General features: G+C 70.1%; 16 protein-coding genes and 1 pseudogene. 13 read left to right on the forward strand and 4 right to left on the reverse strand.

The annotated features are described in order from the left end of the window. Positions 1-4 precede the first annotated feature (4 nt). The gene (locus ABZ738_RS08725) at positions 5-952 is read right to left on the reverse strand and encodes an FAD-dependent oxidoreductase (protein ID WP_131052599.1); all 948 of its coding nucleotides are present in this window, start codon (positions 950-952) and stop codon (positions 5-7) included. Between the two features lie 151 nt (positions 953-1,103). Here ABZ738_RS08725 and ABZ738_RS08730 point away from each other — a divergent pair, with 151 nt between their 5' ends. The 3 genes from ABZ738_RS08730 to ABZ738_RS08740 all read left to right on the forward strand — a co-directional run bounded on the left by ABZ738_RS08730 (position 1,104) and on the right by ABZ738_RS08740 (position 5,258). Next, complete coding sequence (locus ABZ738_RS08730; RefSeq protein WP_357211998.1) at positions 1,104-3,581, forward strand: M14 family zinc carboxypeptidase; 2,478 nt, start codon at positions 1,104-1,106, stop codon at positions 3,579-3,581. 234 nt (positions 3,582-3,815) lie between these two features. Continuing rightward, positions 3,816-4,349, forward strand: a complete 534-nt coding sequence (locus ABZ738_RS08735; RefSeq protein ID WP_357212000.1) for a DUF1772 domain-containing protein — start codon at positions 3,816-3,818, stop codon at positions 4,347-4,349. A gap of 117 nt (positions 4,350-4,466) precedes the next feature. Further along, positions 4,467-5,258 (forward strand): hypothetical protein, encoded by a 792-nt coding sequence (locus tag ABZ738_RS08740; protein WP_357212002.1) that lies wholly within the window; start codon positions 4,467-4,469, stop codon positions 5,256-5,258. A 333-nt stretch (positions 5,259-5,591) separates the two neighbouring features. On the opposite strand, the gene ABZ738_RS08745 is transcribed toward ABZ738_RS08740, so the two are convergent. After that, complete coding sequence (locus tag ABZ738_RS08745; RefSeq protein ID WP_357212004.1) at positions 5,592-8,843, reverse strand: NACHT domain-containing protein; 3,252 nt, start codon at positions 8,841-8,843, stop codon at positions 5,592-5,594. A 203-nt stretch (positions 8,844-9,046) separates the two neighbouring features. Here ABZ738_RS08745 and ABZ738_RS08750 point away from each other — a divergent pair, with 203 nt between their 5' ends. The 3 genes from ABZ738_RS08750 to ABZ738_RS08760 all read left to right on the forward strand — a co-directional run bounded on the left by ABZ738_RS08750 (position 9,047) and on the right by ABZ738_RS08760 (position 11,726). Further along, positions 9,047-10,246, forward strand: a complete 1,200-nt coding sequence (locus tag ABZ738_RS08750; protein WP_357212006.1) for a helix-turn-helix transcriptional regulator — start codon at positions 9,047-9,049, stop codon at positions 10,244-10,246. Between the two features lie 587 nt (positions 10,247-10,833). Next, complete coding sequence (locus tag ABZ738_RS08755) at positions 10,834-11,133, forward strand: hypothetical protein (RefSeq protein ID WP_357212008.1); 300 nt, start codon at positions 10,834-10,836, stop codon at positions 11,131-11,133. 236 nt (positions 11,134-11,369) lie between these two features. After that, positions 11,370-11,726 (forward strand): DUF6193 family natural product biosynthesis protein, encoded by a 357-nt coding sequence (locus tag ABZ738_RS08760; protein ID WP_357212010.1) that lies wholly within the window; start codon positions 11,370-11,372, stop codon positions 11,724-11,726. Positions 11,727-11,942: 216 nt separating this feature from the next. Here ABZ738_RS08760 and ABZ738_RS08765 read toward each other — a convergent pair whose 3' ends face one another. After that, a complete protein-coding gene (locus ABZ738_RS08765; RefSeq protein ID WP_357212012.1) occupies positions 11,943-12,560 on the reverse strand; it encodes a hypothetical protein in 618 nt (205 codons plus the stop codon). Between the two features lie 111 nt (positions 12,561-12,671). Between ABZ738_RS08765 and ABZ738_RS08770 the strand changes: the two are divergent. From ABZ738_RS08770 to ABZ738_RS08790, 5 genes and pseudogenes are all read left to right on the forward strand, one after another. Beyond that, a pseudogene (locus ABZ738_RS08770) lies at positions 12,672-12,800 on the forward strand (orotate phosphoribosyltransferase); the annotation flags it as partial. 147 nt (positions 12,801-12,947) lie between these two features. Beyond that, positions 12,948-14,144 carry a helix-turn-helix transcriptional regulator gene (locus ABZ738_RS08775; RefSeq protein ID WP_357212014.1) on the forward strand — a complete coding sequence of 399 codons (1,197 nt, stop codon included), beginning with the start codon at positions 12,948-12,950 and terminating at the stop codon, positions 14,142-14,144. Between the two features lie 566 nt (positions 14,145-14,710). After that, complete coding sequence (locus tag ABZ738_RS08780; RefSeq protein ID WP_357212015.1) at positions 14,711-14,998, forward strand: hypothetical protein; 288 nt, start codon at positions 14,711-14,713, stop codon at positions 14,996-14,998. Between the two features lie 122 nt (positions 14,999-15,120). Further along, positions 15,121-16,716 carry a GGDEF domain-containing protein gene (locus tag ABZ738_RS08785; RefSeq protein ID WP_357212017.1) on the forward strand — a complete coding sequence of 532 codons (1,596 nt, stop codon included), beginning with the start codon at positions 15,121-15,123 and terminating at the stop codon, positions 16,714-16,716. 276 nt (positions 16,717-16,992) lie between these two features. After that, complete coding sequence (locus tag ABZ738_RS08790) at positions 16,993-17,523, forward strand: hypothetical protein (RefSeq protein WP_357212019.1); 531 nt, start codon at positions 16,993-16,995, stop codon at positions 17,521-17,523. A 3-nt stretch (positions 17,524-17,526) separates the two neighbouring features. Here the strand turns inward: ABZ738_RS08790 and ABZ738_RS08795 are convergent, their stop codons facing one another. Further along, on the reverse strand, positions 17,527-18,405 hold the full coding sequence (locus ABZ738_RS08795) for a LysR family transcriptional regulator (RefSeq protein ID WP_357212021.1): 879 nt from the start codon (positions 18,403-18,405) through the stop codon (positions 17,527-17,529). A gap of 68 nt (positions 18,406-18,473) precedes the next feature. On the opposite strand from ABZ738_RS08795, the gene ABZ738_RS08800 reads away from it, so the two are divergent. Together ABZ738_RS08800 and ABZ738_RS08805 are read left to right on the forward strand one after the other, a co-directional pair. Then, entirely contained in the window at positions 18,474-19,373 is a 900-nt protein-coding gene (locus tag ABZ738_RS08800; protein ID WP_357212023.1) for an EamA family transporter, read from the forward strand. A 99-nt stretch (positions 19,374-19,472) separates the two neighbouring features. Next, entirely contained in the window at positions 19,473-21,617 is a 2,145-nt protein-coding gene (locus ABZ738_RS08805) for an APC family permease (protein ID WP_357212025.1), read from the forward strand. Positions 21,618-21,626 lie beyond the last annotated feature (9 nt).

Here is a 21,626-nt window from a genome sequence, read left to right on the forward strand (position 1 = left end):
CCGCTCAGTCGAGCGCCGCCACCAGCTCGGCGACCTCGGCGGCGCAACCGTAGGAGAGGGTCACCCCGGCGCCGCCGTGGCCGTAGCAGTGCACCACCGGGCCGGGCGCGGTCCGTTCGGTCTCCAGCCGGACGCTCGGTCGGGCGGGACGCAACCCCACCCGGTGCGCGAGGACGCGGGCCGCGCCGAGTGCGGGAACGAGCGCCGTGCAGCGGGCCACGATCGCCTCCGCCGTCTCCGGGCGGGCGTGCCGTTCCTCGTCGCCCTCCTCGGCGGTGCCGCCGAGCAGCACCGTGTCCGTCCGGGGCACGACGTACCGCAGGTGCCCGGGATCGGTCTGGTCGAGCAGCCACTCGTCCAGGCCGACCTGGCTGACCACGACGACCTGTCCGCGTACCGGGGTCAGGGAGGTGTCGCCGGTCAACTCGCGTGCGTCCAGGCCGGTGCAGTTCACCACCGCGTGCACGCCGTCGGTGAAGGCGTCGGCGAGGGCGGGAACCCGTCCGGGTCGGATCTCGACGCCCGCGCGCACCGACCGGTCCCGTAGCCAGGGCAGGTGTCGTGCCATGTCCACCACCGGCACGGTCAGCTCGTACCCGTCGACGTAGCCGGGCGGCAGCCGGTCGCCGCGTACCCGGTCCAGCGCGGGCACCGCGGCCCGCCACCACGGCTCGGCGGTGGGCCGGCGGAACAGTTCCCGGCCCCGGCGCAGCCGGACGCCGGTCGCCGGGTCGTCGGCCAGCCCGCACAGCACCCGGTAGGTGGTGGCCGACCAGCCGGTCACCCGGGCCCGGGGATGGGCCCGGTAGGGGTACCAGAGCGCGGCGGCGACCGACGAGGTGGTCTGCTCACCCGTCCCGGCGGCGACCACGTCGACCCGGTGTCCGTCCTGCGCCAGGCGCAGGGCGCAGGTCAGGCCCACCACGCCCGCACCGACGACCCTGACCCTCATGCCTGGAGATCACACCACACCCTCGTCGGTCCTGGGAATCCTCAAGGTTTCCTCAACCGGGCAGCTCAAGATCTATCGACCTCCGTCGCCGCGACTAGTTTGACGGCAACCGATGGACGTGCGTGACACGCCACAAGCAGGAGGAGGGGAGATGCGACGCACACGACTGCGCCTCGCGCTCTTCGCGCTGCCCGCCCTGGTGGGCGGAGTACTCATGGCGGCGGCATCACCCGTGCCGGTGGGCGCGGTGCCCGCCGGCACGGGTGGTCCGGCCGACACCCATCTCGACGAACCCGACCACGTCGGCCACGTCCGGGTCCAGATGACCGGCGCCGACATGCTGGACCGGGTGGCCGCCGCCGGGTTCGACATCGAGCACGGTCTGACCCGGGTGCCGGACGGCATCGAGGGCGAGGTGGCGGCGACCGCCGAGGAGCGCACCGCGCTGGAGGCGATGGGTGTCCGGATCCTCGCCGACGACGAGGGCTTCGAGTGGAGCGACGAGGCCGACGGGGGCCTGCCGGGCGTCGCGGCCCGCACCCTGACGGCGGCCGGGCCCGACGGCACGGTCCGGATCGCCCGCGCCGACTGGTTCACCACCAAGGGCCAGGGTTTCCTGTACGTCGAGGCGCGCACCACGGAGGGCAGCCAGACCACGCCGATCGTCGGGATGCAGGTGGAGAACGACTCGGGCGAGGGCACCGAGTTCGGCTTCGCCCGGACGATGAGCCGGTTCGTCGACTCCGGGCAGTACATGTTCCACCGGAACCTGTTCAAACTCGACACCCGCCCGGACCGGATCCGGGTCACCAGTTCGACCGGCGGTGTGGTCACCGGCCCGGTCTCGGACTGGTTGGAGAACGGTGCCCCGCCGCTGACGTCGAACCCCGGCTACCGGTCGGACTTCGTCGACGGCTACCGGCACCCGCAGCAGCTCTTCGCCCGAGCCGAGGAGATCGCCCGCGAGTTCCCGCAGATCGCCGAGATCGTCCATCTGCCGCACCGCACGAACGGCTACCAGCGTAAGGCGCAGGCGACGATCGGCGGGACCGGACAGTCGGCGGTCGTGGTCAGCTCGGCGGCGTGGGGGCACGAGGGCGGCAACGACGTCACCGTCGAGTTCGCGCTTGCGCCGGGGGAGAACCTGCCGCTCACCGTCGAGGTGACCGGCTCGGCGGTCCGCGTCCTGCTGGGCACGGACGCCACCGGTGCGGCGGCGAGCACGGCCGCCGAGGTGGCGCAGGCGTTGCGTACCCGGTCGCAGGGGCTGATCGACCGGGCGCACCCGTACCGCAGCAATGCCGGCACCGGCGTCGTGGCGCCGACCACCGGCCCGGTGGCGCTGACCGACTTCCTCGACCAGAAGCGGGTCGGCGCGCCGGAGGGTGAGGTGCCGCGCGGCCCCGCCACCATCCCGGTGCTGCGGATCGGCAAGCACCGCGACGGCCGCAACCCGGGCGTGTTGATCCAGGCGCAGGACCACGCCCGTGAGTGGGTGCCGCCGACGACCACGCTGGAGACGGCCGAACGGCTGGTGCACAACTACCGCACCGACAAGGAGACCAAGAAGATCGTCGACAACACCGACGTCTTCCTGATCCTCTCCAACAACCCGGACGGCGCGAACTACAGCTTCTACAACTTCGCCTCGCAGCGCCGCAACATGACCAACCACTGCGCGGACGACAACGCCGACCCGGCCCGCCGCAACGCCTGGGGCGTGGACCTGAACCGCAACTACCGGGTCGGCTCCGGCCACGACGGGTACGCGGGCGGCTCGACCAGTTGCGTCAGCGACACGTTCCAGGGGCCGGAGAAGCTGTCCGAGCCCGAGTCGAAGAACGTCGTCTGGCTCGTCGAGACGTACTCGAACATCAAGTTCATGATGTCCGTGCACTCCAACGGCGGCCAGTTGTTCTGGCAGCCCGGCGCGTACATCGCCGACGGGCGGATCACCACGCCCCGGCCGCCGCTCGGTGACGAGGCGTTCTACTGGCAGTCGGCGGCGCGGATCCTGTCCCAGGTCAAGGCGCACCGGCAGACCGTGGTGACGCCGCAGAACGTCGGCGGTTCCTCGGACGTCCTCTACTCCTCGGCGGGCAACGTCCGCGAGGACCTGTACCACACGTACGGCATCTACTCGTTCGGCTGGGAGGTCGGCGGCTCGATCTACAACCCGGCCACCGGCAACTGGCAGGGCGGCTCGTTCCAGCCGCCGTGGGTGGGCAACCCCGAGCTGGTCAGCGGGCACGCCGAGACGATGGAGTACGCCAACGGCATCATGGAGATGTTCCGGATCGCGGCGGAGTGGGGCAAGGACAAGAAGAAGCCGACGTCCACGCTCGTGCCCGGCGGCGGCCGGTACGCGGGCCCGGTGGACGTCCGGTTCGAGACCAGCGAACCGGCCACCATCTACTACACGACCGACGGCAGCCGTCCCACCCTGGAGTCGCCGCGCTACCAGGCGACCGAGTTCCGGGAGCCGGGTCAGGTGTTCCGCGTGACCGAGACGACCACGTTCCACTGGTTCTCGGTCGACACGGCGGGCAACGTCGAGAAGGGCTACGACCCGACGAAGAACGACAAGCGCAACAACTACCGCAAGGCGACGGTCACCATCACCCGGTAGGCCGCCTCCGGTGACGCCTCGTCGGTGCGGGTCGCCCCCGCGCCGACGGGGCGACGTCGTGCGCGCGTCGACGTGGACCGTCGCCGACGCGCGTCGGGAACACCGCACCGGGTACGCCGACGGGCGAACCGGACCGCGCCTGCGGGCGGCAGACGGTGCGGGCCGCCGGACCCAGCATGGGAGACGACGTCAGCGCGCCCGGCCCGGGTGCCGTTGCACCAGGAGGTGCCCGTCGTGACCCGTACCCGACTGACCTGGATCGTGCTCGTCGCGCTCGTGTGGGCGGCGATGATGTCCTTCGGCGGTGTCGCCGCCGAGACGGTCATGCTCTATCCGAACATCTTCGACGACGCTCCGGCGTCGCTGCTGCGCGCCCGCGAGTTCCTGGTGGCCAGCGGCCCGAGCGACTACTTCCCGCCGCTGGGCGCCTCGGTGATCCTCGGCAGTCTCGCCGCCACGGTGCTCACCTGGCGTGACCGGCGGCTGCGCTGGTGGGTGGCGTCCGCGACGGCGGTCTTCGTGGTCTGCGAGTTCCTCTTCTCGGCGGTCTTCTTCTGGCCGCGCAACGAGATCATGTTCGTGGACCCGGTGGGCACCCACTCGCCGGAGTACCTGCGTCAGGTCGCCGCCGAGTTCGTCGCCGGGCACCGGGTACGCCTCGTCGGCGGCGCGGTCACGGCGGCGCTGGCCCTCACCGCGCTACTGCGTTTCGCCCGCGACACCGGCCGCACCGACGGCGAGCACGGGGCGGTCCGGGCCCTCTCCTGACCGCCCAGGGGAGAGGTTCGGCAGGTCAGCACCATGATGGGTTCGACGGCACGTGCTAGGAAGGAGGCGTGAATCGTGATCGTCTTTCTGCCGTGCCGTCGGTCCGGGTGACCGCGCATGGCTGAGCGCAGACTCCGGACCGGCCTCGTGTTCATGCTCGGTCTGACCGTGTTGTCCGGTTGCGCCGTCAACAAGGGCAGCGCCCTGGCCGCCGACTTCGAGGCCGACTGGGCCGGCACGCCCGACGTGGCGAGCGTCCACGCCACCGAGGAGAACACCCTGCCCTTCTTCGGCTCGACGACCGGCACGCTGACCGTCGCGGAGGGCACCTCGGCCGACCGGGTCGGCGAGCTGGCGGGCGAGCTGCGGCAGTACGTCGCCGGCCGCGACGACGTCACGGGCAAGATCGCCGCCGCCGACATCACCTTCACCGTGGTCCCGGACAGCGCCCGCAACGACGAGGTGGTGTCGTTGTGGCGGTCGATGAGCACCGACTCGCAGGTGACGTCGGCCCACATCTCGAAGCCGTCCCGGGCCGACGTCGACCGGTGGCGCATCGTCGGCACCGCGCCCGACGTGGTCGGCGCGATGGAACTCTTCGACGACCTGACCACCGGCGGCGGCCGACACGGCACGCTGACCGGCGTCACGACGGTGCTGATCTCCACCGACCGCACCGTCGAGCCGGCCGTCTCCGTGGAGACCGGTGCGGACGGGGCGGTCCCGGTGGAGGCGATCGCCGCGTTCCGGGCGGTCGTCGGCAGGTATCCGATGGTCCGGGCAACCCTGCGGGTCGACCGGGTCAACATCGTCCTGACACGGCCCGAGGACCGGTCGGCCGCCGAGGAGGTGGCTCGGGCCCTGGCACCGAACCTCGACACCGTCGAGGTAACCAGCCAGAACCGCTGAACCGCGGCGATCGGGTCCGAGGCGGTGACGGTTCACACCGGAGAGGTCACTGCTTCGATCCCAGTATCGCCCACCATCGGTAGCAGTGCGCGAACCGCGTCAGCGGTTTGTATTTGATCAAGGGCGGGCCTTCGAGGTCCGGCCCTTGGCCGTCTCTGACCCGCGAAAGCCGGGGTGGCCTCGTGTCCAAGAAGAGTGGGCGTTGTTCGACCGCCGCGCCCCCTGGCGGCTGGACGAGTAGACCGGCCCGGAGGGGCAACTGACAACGAGCTGTATCTGAAGGCGGTGAATGCGAGCGGCTGACCGTTGAGCCCCTCAACGGCGCGGGGTGTTTCAGTAGCGGTTCTTTCGGACCCGCGGGCCTCCGTACTTTGGAGTGTGGACTCTGGCCGTACGGGGGACGGCTACCGTCAGGTGGGTCATGTCCGCCAACTGCGACAGGTCGATGCCGTTGGGAGGCTCTGGGCCGGACATGAGGGCGTATTGGAGAGAGCGGATCTCGCGGAGCGCGTTGAGCCCGGTCGTGTCGGCGCTGAACCACAGGATCTTCAGGTTGGTGAGTTGTGCTAGCGCCGAGAGGTTGTGGACCTTCGAGCTCTGTACGTCGAGGAACTCGAGGTGCGTCAGGCCGGCGAGTTGGGCGAGGTCGAGTTCGTCAAAGCCGCGCAGGTTGAGGTGGGTTAGGCTTTCCGCCCATCGTTCGAGTTGGTGGAGCTTCTCGGCTACAGGGCACGAGGTGATGCCAAGTGCCTTCGGGGCGCGGAGAAAGGCGAGCGGGCTGAGGTCATTCAGGTCCTGAACGTGCCCGACCCCCAGAAGTTCAAGATCTGTTAGGGGCGTCAGATCGTTCAGGGCGTCGAGCGTGCCGAGGTGTTCGAGTCGGAGTTTTCGGAGACGAGGGCACCTTGTGAGGGCTGCGGTATTGCTGACTTGCCCGCTCCATAGGGCGAGCTCTTCTAGCGCAATCGCGTCGGATAGCGGTGTTAGGTCGCGTGGCGGATCCTCGGGGGCGCGCCAGCCGTAGATGTCAAAAGTTTGCAGGTTGGTGCCGGCCAACGGGCTCAGGTCCGCGATGGTGCCGTCTTGAGTGTCGAGGTGAATCAGTCGAGGCAGAGCGGTCAGGAATGCGAGCCCGGCGAAGCTCCGCGAATAGGTGCAGTAGAGCGAGGTGAGGTTGGCCAGTCTGGGCAGGGCGGAGGTGAGGTTAGGGTCGTCGACTTCGAGGCGGCCGTTATCGAAAGGAAGGTCGGCTAGCACCTTTTGGGCGTATTCATCTGGGTCGAAGCGACGCCAGGCGCGGAGTAGCTCTCGCTGGACGGACCGGCGGCGGTCACGCCCGAAGCGCGCGAGGAGGGCGAGCCCGGCTGGGTCGGCGATCTCGGCAGCGGCTCGGATGGTCGCTGTGGCCTCGTTGGCAGTTCGCGGTTCGGATTGGGCAAGCAGATCCAAGGTGAAGGCGCCGGCACGGGCTAGGAGCCTGGCCGTGGTCATGGTGTTGGGTGGCAGCAGCTTGGCGGTGGCCTTGTGGACCTCCTGGCGAAGTGCTGGGGGGACCTCCGGTGAGGTCTCCAGGCAGGCTATGGCGAGCAGGCGCAGCGCGTCCCGTGTGGCTGGCGGTAGATCCTGGCCGCTCCGGATGAGTAGGCCATGGAGTAGTTCGGTGCGTTGTGAGACAGAAGCATGGCCCGCAGCCATCACAATGACCTCGCTCCAGAAGTCTGTGTAGGCGTTGACCACAAGGGCGCCGATGTCATCGGTGGCGACGGCTTCGGCAGCCGCCAGGTACTCCTGGAACGTGCGGTGCACGAAGTCGGTCTCACCTTCGACGGCTTCTCGGATCAACCCACTGCGCTCTAGCAGCAGCTGGTACACCTCGTTGGCTGAAGCACTGATCTGCGCCATTGACTGCAGTTTTGCTGCGATCCGGGCGCGCACCCGGTCTGCGGGTACAGCGGACCATCCATTGCGGACCAACCAGTAGGCGATGTCGCGCAGTAGTAGTGTTTTATCCGTGCGGCTCAGCGTTTCGAGGCCGCTTACGCGGCGTTCGCTGTCGCGTCGCTCCAGCAGCATCTGCAATGCGACCTCGTAGAGCTCCATTCGGCTGCTTGGCAGCTGCCCACGGCGGTCGCGGTGAAGCGCGCAGAGCAAAGCGCACAGCAGCGGATATGGTGCAAGCTGCCGAAGGTGGCGGTGCTCGGAGAGGGATCGGACCAAGCGTTGTTCATACTCCACGAGCTCGTCGAGATCGGCCTGCTGTGCGGACTGCTCGCGTATCGCGTCGTGCCATCGACTGATAAAGACTGGTACGTCAGTGCGGCTCATCGGTTCAAGCTCGGCGACATCGAAGTCCTCTCGTCCGAGCCACTCGACCGGCGCGGCTGCTGGTCGTGAGGTGATGATGAAGCGGACATTGGGAAAAGTGGCTACGAGCTCTCGCAACCAGTGTCGGGCGTCGTCACGACGATCCGCGGTCAGTTCATCGACCCCGTCGATCAGCAGGATGGCGCGACCAGATCGCATTTGCTCGTGCACCCAGCCGGCGGGCATCTCGGCCGAGATGTGTCTGCCGATCTCAGTGAGAAAGTTCTCCGGTGCTGGCAGGTTCCCATCCGTGTGCCGGCGCAGCGCCACGAAGAACGGCACGGTGTCGTTCCAGTCCCGTAAGTGCGCGCCGAACGTCCTGCGCGCACTGTTCACCGCGATCCATTGCAACAGGGTCGTCTTGCCTAGTCCCGCATGTCCGCGGACGAACAGTCGTCGGGTGACCGCAAGTATCTCGTCGATGCGAGCTGAACTGGCGCCTCTAGGCTGTTGGTCGGCGGGCTGAATGACTGGTTCGTCCGCACGTCGCAGGCTGAACTCGCCGGAAACAGTCAGGCTGAGGTACGCCACCGACAAGGGATAGCGTCGGCTGGACTCCGCTAGGGTGGCGCCGAAGAACTCGATGTTGTCCAGGCGATTGGCGACAAGCTGCCGGTAGTCCCGCTCAAAATCGACGATACCCCGACGTGTAGGCAGCCTCTCCAGCACGATGCGTAGTTCATCGAGGATCTGCCGTTCCCGACGTAGCAGCTCAGCCAACGCTGCGCCGCCCGCAGCCGCGGGCAGGGTCCGGACCGTTTCGATCGTGTACGCACTACATTCCCTTAACAGCAAGTCGTAGAGCGATGTTGCGGCCTCGGAGAGGCCCGAACGCTGGGCGCGGCCGAGGTCTTGGCTGCGCAGGTGCCGGTCCAAATACCCGGCATCGAGATCCTGAGCGAACAGGTCGGCGTCGGTCAACGCGGCGGTTGTGAATGTCAGCCGTACCGCGTCAACGGCGGCGAGGGCTTCGTTTTCCTGAACGTCTCTGAACTCGTGCCGAATAAGCGGCTCGACCCGGTCAGCAATCAGCTCGGCCGTCTGTTCCCAGATCCGCCGGAACCGCCGTTTCTCTCGGGCGCTCGCCAGCCGATGTCCTGCGAGATCGATGACGCCAGTGGCAGCTCCGGTAACGATCTTGTGGTCGCCGAGCCATACCTCGCATACGGTCTTAGCAACTGCGGTGCCCAGCGTGATCGCAGCGACTTCCAGGCCTGACACGACATCCACCTCCACTCGGCGGTATCGGGAGCGTGACCGAGCGTGTCATAGTCGCACCACCGTGTACGGCCTCGGAAGGGCGGTTGCGGTACCAACCGTCGTGGTGGGGCGCGTCGGGCCGGTGGGCGGGGGTACCGTCGACTGTGGTGGTCCGCCGGTGTAGTGGCTGGTGGTCCGCTGCCCAGACCGCTACCTGGGAGACGATGATGAGCGATTCCGCGACCTTCGGTGCGCGCCTTCGGATGTATCGCGAGCGTGCGGGGAAGACTCGGCCAGTGCTCGGCGGGTTGGTGGGGCGTAGCGCGGAGTGGGTCAAGGCGTTGGAGAACGGTCGCCTACTGCCGCCACGACTGCCCATGCTGCTGCGCCTGGCCGAGGTGCTCGACATCTCGGATCTTGCGGATCTGACCGGTGATCAGTCGTTGCCGGTCGCGTCGGTGACCAGGGCGGGGCATTCCGAGGTCGGCAAGGTGGCGGCGGTGATACAGCGGGCGTCGGTGCCGGTGGGCGCGGTGACATCGGTTGTCGTGATGCGTGATCTGGTGGATCAGGCGTGGGCCTTGTGGCATCGGTCGACGACTGAGCGTTCGGCGGTGGCGGCGGTGCTTCCGGGGTTGCTGACGGATGCGCAGCGGAGTGCCCGGATGCTCGGTGGCGAGGACCGTCGGCTGGCGTTCGTGGAGTTGGCGCGGATGTATCACCTGGTGCAGTTGTACCTGGCGCACCAGCCGTTGCCGGAGTTGGTGTGGCTGGCTGCCGACCGGGCGATGTCGGCTGCCCAGGACGCGGACGACCCGGCGGCGATGGCGGTGGCGGCCTGGTACTACGCGCACGTCTATCGGGGCGCTAACCAGGTGGATGCCGCCGAGCAGGTGCTGGTCGAGGCGGCGGGTCTGGTCGATCCGGCGGCGGGTGGTGAGCAGTTGGCGCGGTGGGGTCAGGTGCAACTCGGCATCGCGCTGGGCCACAGCAAGGCGGGCCGGGCCGGACGAGCGTGGCGGGCGTGGGATGCCGCCGACTCGGCCACGAGCCGGCTCGGCGGTGGGTACGTCCATCCGTGGCTGATGTTCGGATCGGCGGCGTGTGCGGCGTACGCGGTCACCATCGAGACGGACCTGTGCCGTACGGGTGAGGCGGTGCGGCGGGCCGACGCCACCGACTACCGGGCGTTGCCTTCGCAGACTCGCCGGGCTGCCGCGCTGATCGACGCCGCTCGGGCGCACATGCTGGACCGTGGGGAGGTCGCGGCGGTCCACCTGCTCGGCCGGGCGCTGCGGGAGAGCGTCGACACGGTGCGCCACAACCCGTACGCCCGCACTGTCGCCCTTGAACTGTCGAACCGGCCGGGCACGGTCGGTGAGGACGCCCGAGAGTTGGCCCTCGCCATCGGCATGATCGGGTAACCCTCCCTCAGGTACAAACTCTCCCTCCCACAGTCGGTGACCGCTCGTAGCGTTCCCGTCACTGGCGGCGGCGAGCCTGCGTTTGCGTGATACCCGATAGAGCCGGACGGAGTCTCGTCGCCGCCCTCTGTTGCGCGATCGAGGGGGCGAATCTGTGGCGACCTGGTCTGAACTGTGCGCGTTGATGCGGTGGCTGTTTCGGCGGCCTCAGCCGCCTCCACCGCCCGGGACCGGACAGTGCTATCAGGACGTCGAGCAGGCGGCGGCGCAGCAACGTCTCCTCGACCACGCGAGGCAACTGCGGCGCTGCCAGGGCCATCACGAATCAGCCAGCACACGCCGACCGAAGGGCCGCCGGTGACCCGACGCGTGGCCACATCGTCCGGCCAGCCAACCGTGAGCACCCGGCGCTTGTCGTATGACGAGTACGTCTCGGCCGCCGCGTTGACCCTCGCCCGGCGGCATCGGCCGGTGTGGTCCTGGCAGCGCTGGCGGCGCATCTGTCACTGCGGAGCCGACCTGCCCTGCCAGGCTCGGCACCGGATACCAATCAACCGAGGACACTGGCCGCAGGCAGAGGATCAGCGGTGACCGCCCATGGGCCGGTGATGCCGATCTGGAGTTGCGGCGGCTGTGATCTGCCGTGGCCGTGTCCGACGCGGCGGCGGGAACTGCGCGCGGAGTTCGCGGATGCGCCGGTGTCGCTGGCCCTCTACCTCGGGGCGTACCTCGTCCAGGCCGCCGAGGACATGCCCTGGGCACCCGCCGGCACGCTGCACCGCCGCTTCGTTGGCTGGACCCGGCAACCGCCGGACGTACAACAGCGAAGTACAGCAACCGTGCCACCCGCACCCGACCACCGGAACGAGCGCCACCAGCCCGGATGACCTCGTGCGACACCTGATCCGACCGGCCTGCAGAGTTCATACCGAAGAGGTGTCTGCTTCGATCCCAGGATCGCCCGCAGTCCCCAGGTGCCCCTGTCCGCAGAACGCGCGGACCGGGGGCCTTGTATTCCTGCTCCGGGGGCCGAGCCCCCGGATGCTCCACCTGCGGTGGTTGCGGTGGCGGTGGTTCGCGTACGGGCCCTCGTATTGGCATGCCAGGCGATAGCCTCGCCAGCGTGCCCGAAGCGTCAGACATTCCGACTGCCTGGCGGCAGTTGCGGGAGAGGAACCCGAACACTCGCCAGGGAGATCCGCTGATCATCGAAGCGGCCTACGCCCAACAACGCCTGCGTGAGCTCTATCCGTTCCCGACGCATGGAAGCCTGCACTTTCTCCGCGCCGCACCGCCTTGGGAGCCTGAGGACAAGGCTCTCGTCCTCATTGTCTGTGGCGAGCCGCCGTATCGGGTGTACACCGCCGGGTACGACCAGCTACTTGGCCTGGCGGCAACACCGGAAGAAGCAGTCGCGCTCGTTGTTGCCCATCTGCCAGAAGCCTCAGCAGCCGAACCGGACGGTGAGCGTGATCGTTGATCCGGGATGTTCTCGTGGAGGATCACGATGCCGAGGCACGACGGCTAGTACCTGAGCCGGAAGGACCAGGTTGGTCCAGCTTGGTGGTCGCCTGGGGGCCAAGGCATCCAGGCGCGTATGGCGAGTACATCTCGGCCACCGCGTTGACCTTCGCCCGGCGACATCGGCCGGTCTCGAATGTGTGCCCCTTGGTCGGCGTCAGCTCCGGCCCGGTCATCAGGCGGATTCCTCGGGGCCGCCGACCCGGGGAAGGGACTCGGGTGCCGTCGGCACCGTCTCGCCGAAGGACTGCTTGTCGGCCTCGGCGTAGAACTGGGCGGCGTTGTTGACCCGGACGACGTACTGCGCCACCGCCTGGATCGAGCCGCCGACCGCCTTGAGCAGCGAGAGCTGGGTGTCCACGAGCATCTGCGTCTGATCCGGATTGGGGTCCTCGACCCGAGGAAGGTCCTCGCCCTTCACCGTGCCGTGGGTCTGGTGGCTGCCGCCGTCGTAACTTCTGGTTTTGCGATCGTTCTGTACGCCGCCCTCGTTCTCGGCGTAGAAGATCCAGCCGCCCTTGCTGAGCACGTCCGCCTTGAACGACTCGAACTCGTCGACCTGGGTGTTGAGTTCATTCAGCATGTAGTTCTGCGCCCCGCGAAGGTCGGCGGGCGTGACCCCGTACGCGCGGACGGTCGGCTCGACGAGTTCCTTCGTTTCGTCGCCCGCGTCCTTGGGCGGGTTGAACAGGTTGTCGCCGGTGACCGATCGCGCCGTGCGCTCTTCCATGTGCAGTTCGGGTACGTGTTTAATCGACGCCTGTACGTAGGTGTCCAGCTCGGGGTCGGCCATCTTAGACATGTACCACGCGAGCCCCCGCAGACGGATGTCCCCCTTCGGGGGACGCCCACCATCACCAACATCGAGATGATCTAATTGATCTGGGACGATGCTACACATGCCGACGCTGCCGTCTGTGTGATCGACCGCCAGGAGGGCGGAAGCGAGGCACTTGCGGTCGAGCGCGTCACACTGCGAGCGCTACTCACCCGCGCGGACCTCGGGGCACACAGGGGTAACAAGACCCCTTGAAACGTTCTCAAGCAGTGCCTCGATAGCAAGCGACTTTGCCGGCAGGACAACGACGCGAGGGGTCCTCGTCGCGCGACGTGTCGCGGTACCGTCCGACGAGGTGGTGACCGTTGAGGTTGCCTGGCCTCTTGAGCTTGGAGCGGCGCTATGGCCTCGTCCGTCGACCCGCGCTTCGGTGTAGCCCTACGTGAGTTTCGGGAGCGGCGCGGTCTGTCGCTTCGCGCCCTCGGGCAACTCGCCCATCGGAGTAAGAGCCATCTGCACGAGTTGGAGGCGGGGCTCAAGGCTCCGACGGTCGGCACGGCTCGTCACCTGGACCGCGTTCTCGATGCGGGAGGTGTGCTTGCTCGGTTGGTGGAGGCACCGATCGACCACGCTGCTGAGGCTGGCGAGTTGCGGGCGAGAGTCGCCGCCAGTGATGTCAGCGGAGACGTACTCGATCGGATCGAGCAGGGCGTCGATGATCTTGCCAGTTTCTATCCGACGATGGCCCCGGCGGATCTTCTGCCGTTGGTGCGGCGGCATCTCGCCTACGTCGGGCGCTTGTTGGACGGGCGGGTCACGCTTGCTCAACGGCGGCGGCTGTTGGTTGCCGGTGGCTGGTTGGCGGTGCTGCGGGCGACCGTGCACATCGACCTGCGGCAGAGAACCGCTGCGGCTGCCCACTTGCGAGCCGCCCGTGATCTCGCCGAACATGCGGAGCATCGCGAGATCCAGGCGTGGTGTCTCGAAACCCGCGCCTGGGACGTGTTGACCCAAGGTGACTACCGGACGGCGCTAGATCTTTCCCGCCAAGCACAGCGGATCGCTCCGAAGGGGAGTTCTGCCCGCATCCAGGCGACTGCTCAGGAGGCTCGTGCGTGGGCTCGGATCGGGGATGTCGGTGCGACCCGACGAGCGTTGGACCGGGTGGAGCGGCTGACGGCGAATCTGCCTGTTCCTGAGCGAGCCGAGCACCACTATCGGTACGACCCGGCCAAGGCCGCCGCGTACACGGCCACGACTCTGGCGTGGGCGGGGGACCCCGGTGCCGAGCAGGTAGCGCGGGCGGTGCTGGCCGACCTGGATCCGTCCGGCGATGGGGGAGCGCGACCGCGCCGGTCCGCGTCGGCCCGACTCGACCTTGGTCTTGCCCTGGTCGCTGCCGGTCAGCCGGATGAGGCGGCGGCTCTGGGGGCACAGGCGGTGGCGTCCGGGCGGGTGGTGCCGTCGAACTGGTGGCGGGCTGCGGAGTTGCTGGCGAAGGTGGAGCAGTCGGGGGCACCAGAGGCGGCGACATTGCGTGAGGCGTGCATCGAGTACGCACCGGGGCGGCGATCACCAGCGGACAGCACACCCGGTTAGCGGACGCTCACCCTCTGGTTCGGTGGCGGGCCCGGCGTGAGGCTGGACCTCACTGAAGCCGGGCGCGGACGAGGCACATCAGCAGGTGCCCTCCATGCCCTGAGGACGGAGGGCCGGCCACATGACGGTCAATGTTCGACTCCTGCGGAGAGTTGTCAGCCGGTTCTTCCCGTCGTCGCCCTCGGCGGCTACCGGCATCGGAGAACGCATCCAGGCGATTGAGCAGGAGGCCGCCCGACGACGGTTGTTGGACCTCGTGCGAGGCGTACCACACCACCCGGCGTCGGGTGGGGATGCCTTGTCGTCCAAGCGGCGCATCTCGTACGACGAGTATCTGTCGGCCACGGCTCTGACCCTCGCCCGCCGGCATCGGCCGGTCTGGTGTTGGCGGCGATGGCGGCGGGTCTGTCGGTGCGGAGCCGACTTGCCCTGCCAGGCCCAGCACCGAATCCCGATCGAGCGCGGCCACTGGCCCGGAGTCGGTGAGCGGTGACCAGCGGCGCGGAGCGGGCGATCCCGGCGGATCACCGTCGAGGGCGCGACGGCTGGTTTCTGGGCGGTGTGCGGTGACCGTCCACGGTCCGGTCATGCCGATCTGGAGCTGCGGGGGCTGCGACCTGCCGTGGCCGTGTCCGACGCGGCGGCGGGAGCTGCGCGCGGAGTACGCGGACGCGCCGGTGTCGCTGGCCCTCTACCTCGGGGCCTACCTCGTCCAGGCCGCCGAGGACATGCCCTGGGCACCCGCCGGCACCCTGCATCGCCGCTTCGTCGGCTGGACCCGACAGCCGCCGGACACACAGCAACGAAGCACAGCAACCGTGCCAACCGAAACCGAACGCCACCAGACCGGATGACCTCGGACGACACCCGGTCCGACCGGCCTGCCGTGATCACACATCGAACGGCGGCGGATCGTGGTTGCGGATTCATGTCGTAACATCGTCCTGTTTCTTTCCTGGGCGGTGCGGAGGACCGCATGGACGATGTGACCCTCCGGGCGCTGCGACTCGTCGAGGAGGCCCAGACCGGCGCCGCCGCCCCGGCGTTGGCGACCGCCGAGACGACGCTGCGCGAGGCCACCGGGGAGATCGCCGACGGACCGGCGGCGCTGCACTTCGCCCGGGTCGTGGCGCTGACCCGGCTCGGTGAGCTGCGCGCTGCCGTGGCCGCCGCCGATCTGATGCTGGCCGCTGCGGACCGCGAGGGCAGCGCCGGATGGCGGTCGTGCGCGCTGTCGCTGCGCGCCACCCGGCGGCTGCGCGTCGGTGACAAGGACATCTCCGAGTACGACGTGGAGACGGTGCTGCGGGACCTCGTCAGTGCCGAGACCGCCCTGCTCGTCGACGAACCCGACCCGGTGATCATGGGCAACGCGCACACCGGGATCGCCATCGGCTACGCCCAACTGCGGCTCTACGAGTTGGCCGCACCGCAGTTCGAGGCGGCGTACGAGACGACCCGGCATCCGGACTACCCGGACAACGGCAACCGGGCCATGTGGCTGTGCAACCTCGCCGAACTCAACCTGCTGTGGGCGCTGGAGTTGTACCAGGTGGGTCAGGTCGCGGTGGCGGAGCGGCACACCACCACCGCCGAGGCGCACGCGACCCGCGCGGCGGCCGAGGCGTCCGGCCCCCAGGCGCGGGTGTGGCGGCTGCTGGCGCTGCTCTATGCCGCCTGCGCCCGCGCCGACCGCCAGGACCCGGCCGGCGCGGCGGCCGACATTCCCCGGTACGCGGCCCTGCTGGAGGAGTCCGGCCTACGCCAACAGCAGGAACTGTTGCTGTGTCGGCCGTTCCACGCCGTCGCGTTGCGCCGCTCGGGGCGACCGGGTGAGGCGCTCCGGGTCATCCAGCGGGCGGTGTCCGCCCTGCCGGTCGAGACCGACTGGCTGATCTCGGCGGCCCTGCACCGGACGCACGCGGTGCTGCTGACCATCAACGGTTCGTCGGACGCCGTGCCGGGGCTCACCTACGGTGACGCGCTCGCCGAACTGCTCTGGCGGCAACGGCACCGCTGGCTGCACACGGCGATGACCATGCAGTCGTACGACGTGTTGCGCTGGCAGCACGAGCAGGCCGAACGGGCGGCGCAGACCGACCCGCTCACCGGCGTCGCCAACCGTCGGGGACTCGACGTCTTCCTGCGGACCCTGGCCGCCTCGGGCGCCCCCGCCGACCGGCTGGTGGCGGTGCTGGCGGTGGACATCGACCGGTTCAAGCACATCAACGACTCGCTCGGCCATGCGGCCGGCGACGAGGTGCTGCGGGCCGTCGCGCACGTGCTCACCGCCAGCGTCCGCAAGGGCGACTTCGTGGCCCGGCTCGGTGGCGACGAGTTCGTCGCGATCCTGCCCGACGCCGACACCGCCGACGGCACGAAGGTCGCCCGACGGGCCGTGGACGCGGTGGCCGGGATGGCGGTGTGGCGCGCCCGGGTGAGCGTCGGCGTGGCCAGCGGGCCGGTGTACGCGGTCGGCGACGCCCTCGCCCAGGCCGACCGCGCCATGTACGCGGCGAAACGCGCGGGCGGCAACCAGGCGACCTACCGTCCGGCGGCCGTCGAGCAGTGATCCGCGTACCCGTGGTCGACGGCGGCGACTACGGTGTGTGCGACGGTCGTCGACAGAGGAGGACCACGTGAAGCCCTGGCACCTCACCGCTGTGGTGATCACCGTGGCGCTGCTCGGATTCGTCGTCTGGTGCGTCATCGCCTTCCTCCAGGGCCGACGCGGCGGTCCGTCGGATCGGTGACGCCGGGCCGGTCGCCGTCATGGCGTCGGGCCACCGGGCGTGCTGACGCCGGGCCGCCGGTGCGGCGGGTCGGGCGCGACCGCTACCCTGCGGCGGTGGCTGACGACGCGGAACGGGTGGCGGCGTCGTTGGCGGTCCGGCTCGACGCGGTCACCTTCACCGACCTGACCGTCGACCAGGTCACCGCCCGGCTGATCGACGAGGTCGTGCACTGGGCGGGGGAGCGGGGCTGGCGGGTCTATCGGCGCGCGCCCAGCGTGGTGCCGTTGCCGCCGCCGATGTCGGACCGGCAGTCGGTCCTGGACGTGGCGTGTGCCCGACCGGACGGGCCGCCGGTCGTCGTCGAGGTCGACCACGGCACCCGGCGGCGTACCTGGGACAAGCTGATCGCCGAGGCCGACGCGGGACGCGTACCGCTGTGGGTGCGGTGGGGTGCCGGCCGGTTCACCGCGCCGCCGCCGCCGATCCTGATGGTGACCTGCGAGGTGTCCGGGCGGACGGACCCGGCCGGCGCACGGCTGCACACTCGGCTGCCACGCGCCGACATGCAGCCACCGGCGCACTCCGCCGGGCGGGTCGGCGAGGCGTCCCCCGTCGAGCTGCCGCTCCCGCCGTCCGGTTCGTGAGGGCTACCCGGTCTCCGCTGCGGGCCGGATCGGGCGGTACGCCTCGCAGGCCAGGGTGACCAGCTCGGTGAGGTGGGCCGGCGGGTCGTCCTTCCACCAGGCCAACCAGACCGGGATCGGCGGGGTGTCGCGGACGGCCCGGTATGCCACCCCGGGGCGGGGATTCTGGTGGGCGGTGGCCTCCGAGGTGATGCCGATCGCCTGACCGGCCGCGATCAGCGTGAGCCACTCGTCGACGCTGTGCGTGGTGCGGATGGTGCCCGGTGCCGCGCCCGACGGGAACAAGGCGGGGGTGGTGGTGCCGGTGCGGCTGTCGATGGCGACCGGATACCGGATCAGGTCGGCGAGGCGTACCGACCGCCGTCGGGCCAGCGGGTTGTCGGTGGCCACGGCGGCGTAGCGGGACTCCACCCCGAGCAGGGCGCTGTCGAAGCGGGGGTCGGTGAGCTGGCGGCGGACCACGGCGACGTCGGCGTTGCCCTCGCTGAGCCCGGCGGTCGGCGTGTTGCAGTGCACGAACACCAGCGGCACCTGCGGGTGGGCGGCGGCCCAGACGCGTTGCAGGCGACGGGTGTGCTTGCCCAACGCCGCCCAGGCGTAGCCGAGGCGCAGCTCGGCGCGGGACTCCTCGACGATCCGGTGCAGGTGGGCGACGTCGTCGAGGACCCGACGCGCGGCGGCGAGGACGCGGGTGCCGGTGCCGGTGAGCGAGACGTGCCGGGTGGTCCGCTGGAGCAGCCGGGCACCGAGCGTGGCCTCCAGCGCGCCGATCGACCGGGATACCGCCGCCTGGGAGACGCCCAGGACCGCCGCCGCGTCGGTGAACGTGCCGGCGTCGACCACCGCGACCAGCGTACGGAGTTGGCGGAGCTGCACATCCATACGCTCAGCGTATAGGTGACACGGTCCATGCATTTCCGGTATCAGTCGGTGCGCTCGACACTGACCTCATGACGGTGCGGACAGTGGAGCACGACGACGTCACCCCGAGCGACGGTCGGGTGGCCGGTGTCGGCCGAGGGCCGCTGCTGCGCGGGATCGTCACGATGACCGGCAGCGCGGCGAGCAACCAGGTCGGGGCGGCCCTGGGAGCGCACGCCTTCGGTGCCATCGGGCCCGCCGGGGTGGTGGCCGTCCGGCAACTCGTCGCGGCGGCGGTGCTGCTGCCGACCGTACGCCCCGACCTGCGTCGCTTCACCTGGGCGCAGTGGTGGCCGACCCTGCTGCTCGGGCTGGTCTTCGCCACGATGAACCTCAGCCTCTACAGCGCGGTCGACCGGATCGGTCTCGGCCTGGCCGTCACCCTGGAGTTCCTCGGCCCGCTCGCGGTCGCGCTGGTGGCCTCCCGGACCCGCCGCGACCTGCTCTGTGCGGCCGGCGCCTGCCTCGGTGTCTACGTGCTGGTCCTGCCGGGCCCGGCCAGCGACCTCGTCGGGGTGGCACTGGGGCTGCTCGCGGCGGCGTGCTGGGCGTCGTACATCCTGCTCAACCGGCTCGTCGGGGCCCGGCTGCCGGGGTTGCAGGCCCCGGCAGCGGCGAGCCTGGTCTCCGCGCTGCTCGCCCTGCCGGTCGCGGTCACCCTGCTGGCCCAGGGACGCCTGGCCGGCACCGCGCTGCTGTTCGCCGTCGCCGCCGGTGTCCTCGCCTCGGTGGTGCCGTACGCCGCCGACCTCGTCGCGCTGCGCACCGTGCCGCCCCGCTTCTTCGGCGTCTTCATGAGCATCCACCCGGTGCTGGCCGCGCTCGCCGGTCTCGTGCTGCTCGGTCAGGTGCTCCGACCGCACGAGTGGCTCGGCATCGCCATGGTCGTGACGGCCAACGCGGTGGCCGTCCGGTCCGCCACCGCCTGATCCGCCACGAGCCGGTCTCGCTTCCGCCGATCGGCGTTGCCCGCACGGTGTTCCTGGAAGGGTCGACGGTGCGGGCAGCGGGCACGAGGCGGAGGCACGGTGGGCAGGTCGGGGCAGGACCCGGAGCAGGAGGCGGGGTCGGCGACCTTCAGCCCCTCGGCGGAACTGCCGCCGCCGTCCCCGGCCGACCTCGACGTGCTGCGGCGACTCGGCGCGCGGTGGCGGGTCGACGACACCGTCCGGGCGCTGCCGGTGGACCCGCAGGCGGACGAGGTGCGGACCGCGACGGGTACGGGCCGACACAGTGTGCTGTTCGTGCCGGACGAGGCGGGTCGGCTGACCGCCACCCCCACCGTCGAACGGCAGGACACCGTCGAGGGGCGGGCGCTCGGCGGGCTGCGTCGACTCCTGCTCGGGCCGCCGCTGACCAGCGGGGCGATCCTGCGCGAGCGGATGCCGAAGTTCCTCGCGCTGCCGGTGCTCGCCTCCGACCTGCTCTCCTCGGTCGCGTACGGGCCGGAGGCGATGTTGACCGTGCTGGTCCTCGCCGGCAGCGGCGCCCTGGGGCTGTCGTTGCCGATCGCGGCGGGACTGGTGGTGCTGATGCTCGCGGTCGGCACGTCGTACCGGCAGACCGTGTACGCGTACCCGCACGGCGCCGGGTCGTACCTGGTGGCCAGCGACACCCTGGGGCCCCGCGCGGGCCTGGGCGCGGCGGCCGGTCTCGTCCTCGACTACGTGCTCACGGTCGCGGTGTCGGTGTCGGCCGGGACCGCCGCGATCACCTCGGCGCTGCCCGCGCTCGCGCCGTACCGGGTACCGTTCGCGCTGGCCGTCATCGGGCTGCTGCTGACCGGCAACCTGCGCGGCATCCGGGTCGCCGGCAACGTGTTCGCCGCACCGACCTACTTCTTCCTGGTCGCCGTGCTCGGGCTGATCGTCGTCGGGCTGGTGCGGGCCGCCGCCGACGGGTTCACCGTCGCCGCCCCACCGCCGACGCCGGCCGTGGAGGGGCTCGGGCTGCTCCTGGTGCTGCGCGCCTTCGCCTCCGGCGCGACGTCGATGACCGGCATCGAGGCGGTCTCCAACGCGGTGCCGGTCTTCCGGCCCACCGAGTGGCGCAACGCCCGTACGGTGTTGACCTGGATGGTCGGCATCCTGATCGTGATCTTCGTCGGCCTGGTGGTGCTGTTCCACCTCAACGGCCTGGTGCCCACTGCCGACCAGACGCTGCTGTCCCAACTGGCCCGGCACACCTTCCCCACCGGGCCCTGGTACGCGCTCGTGCAGGCCGCCACCGCCCTCGTGCTGCTGCTGGCCGCGAACACCGCCTTCAACGACCTGCCGCGCCTGCTGTACTTCATGGCCCGCGACAGCTACGTGCCCCGCCGCTTCCTGCACCTGGGGGACCGGCTGGCGTTGAGCAACGGGCTGATCGTGCTCGCGGTCGCCGCCGCGGTGCTGCTGGTCGCGTTCGGCGGTCGGACCCACTCGCTGATACCGCTCTACGCGGTCGGTGTCTTCCTCGCCTTCACGCTCTCCCAGACCGGGATGGTCCGCCACTGGCGACGGCACCGCGAACGGGGCTGGCGGCGGCGCGCCACCATCAACGGCACCGGCGCGGCACTGTCGGCGCTGGTCCTGGTGACCGCCGCGGTCACGAAGTTCACCGAGGGCGCCTGGGTGGTGGTGCTCGCCGTACCGCTGCTGATCCACCTGTTCCGCCGGGTCCGCCGCCACTACGACCAGGTTCAGCAGGCCCTCGGCCTGCACGCGGTGGCGCGGACCGACGACGCGGGCCCGGCCGGGGACGAACCACCGCCGATCGTCCCGCAGCAGGTCCGGCACCTGTTCCTGGTCCCGGTGGCCCGGCTCAACCAGGCGGCCCTGCGCACCCTCGCCTACGTCGGCTCGCTCGGCCAACCGGCGCTCGCCCTGCACGTCAGCCCGGAGCGGACCGAGGCGGACCGGTTCCGCGCGCAGTGGGCCACCTGGGGCGACCACGTCCCGCTGGAGACGATCCTGTCACCGCACCGCGTGATCATCACGCCGCTGGCCGGGTACGTCAGCGCGCTGCGGCACAGCCGTCCCGACCTGACCCTCACCGTGGTGGTGCCCGACGTGATCGTCGAGCACCCCTGGCAGCGGCTGCTGCACTACCGCACCGAGCAGCGGCTGCGCCGGACCCTGCGACGGCACCCCGGCATCGTGGTGACCAGCATGCCCACCCACCTGAGCCGCTGAGCTACCGGC

The organism is Micromonospora sp. NPDC047793, assembly GCF_040642635.1.
GTDB lineage: Bacteria > Actinomycetota > Actinomycetes > Mycobacteriales > Micromonosporaceae > Micromonospora.

What these genes read in the sequence shown, in the direction of transcription:
- ABZ738_RS08725 (WP_131052599.1), bottom strand. Translation starts at nt 952, where the DNA reads ATGAGGGTCAGGGTCGTCGGTGCGGGCGTGGTGGGCCTGACCTGCGCC.
- ABZ738_RS08730 (WP_357211998.1), top strand. Translation starts at nt 1,104, where the DNA reads ATGCGACGCACACGACTGCGCCTCGCGCTCTTCGCGCTGCCCGCCCTG.
- ABZ738_RS08740 (WP_357212002.1), top strand. Translation starts at nt 4,467, where the DNA reads ATGGCTGAGCGCAGACTCCGGACCGGCCTCGTGTTCATGCTCGGTCTG.
- ABZ738_RS08750 (WP_357212006.1), top strand. Translation starts at nt 9,047, where the DNA reads ATGATGAGCGATTCCGCGACCTTCGGTGCGCGCCTTCGGATGTATCGC.
- ABZ738_RS08765 (WP_357212012.1), bottom strand. Translation starts at nt 12,560, where the DNA reads ATGGCCGACCCCGAGCTGGACACCTACGTACAGGCGTCGATTAAACAC.
- ABZ738_RS08775 (WP_357212014.1), top strand. Translation starts at nt 12,948, where the DNA reads ATGGCCTCGTCCGTCGACCCGCGCTTCGGTGTAGCCCTACGTGAGTTT.
- ABZ738_RS08785 (WP_357212017.1), top strand. Translation starts at nt 15,121, where the DNA reads ATGGACGATGTGACCCTCCGGGCGCTGCGACTCGTCGAGGAGGCCCAG.
- ABZ738_RS08795 (WP_357212021.1), bottom strand. Translation starts at nt 18,405, where the DNA reads ATGGATGTGCAGCTCCGCCAACTCCGTACGCTGGTCGCGGTGGTCGAC.
- ABZ738_RS08800 (WP_357212023.1), top strand. Translation starts at nt 18,474, where the DNA reads ATGACGGTGCGGACAGTGGAGCACGACGACGTCACCCCGAGCGACGGT.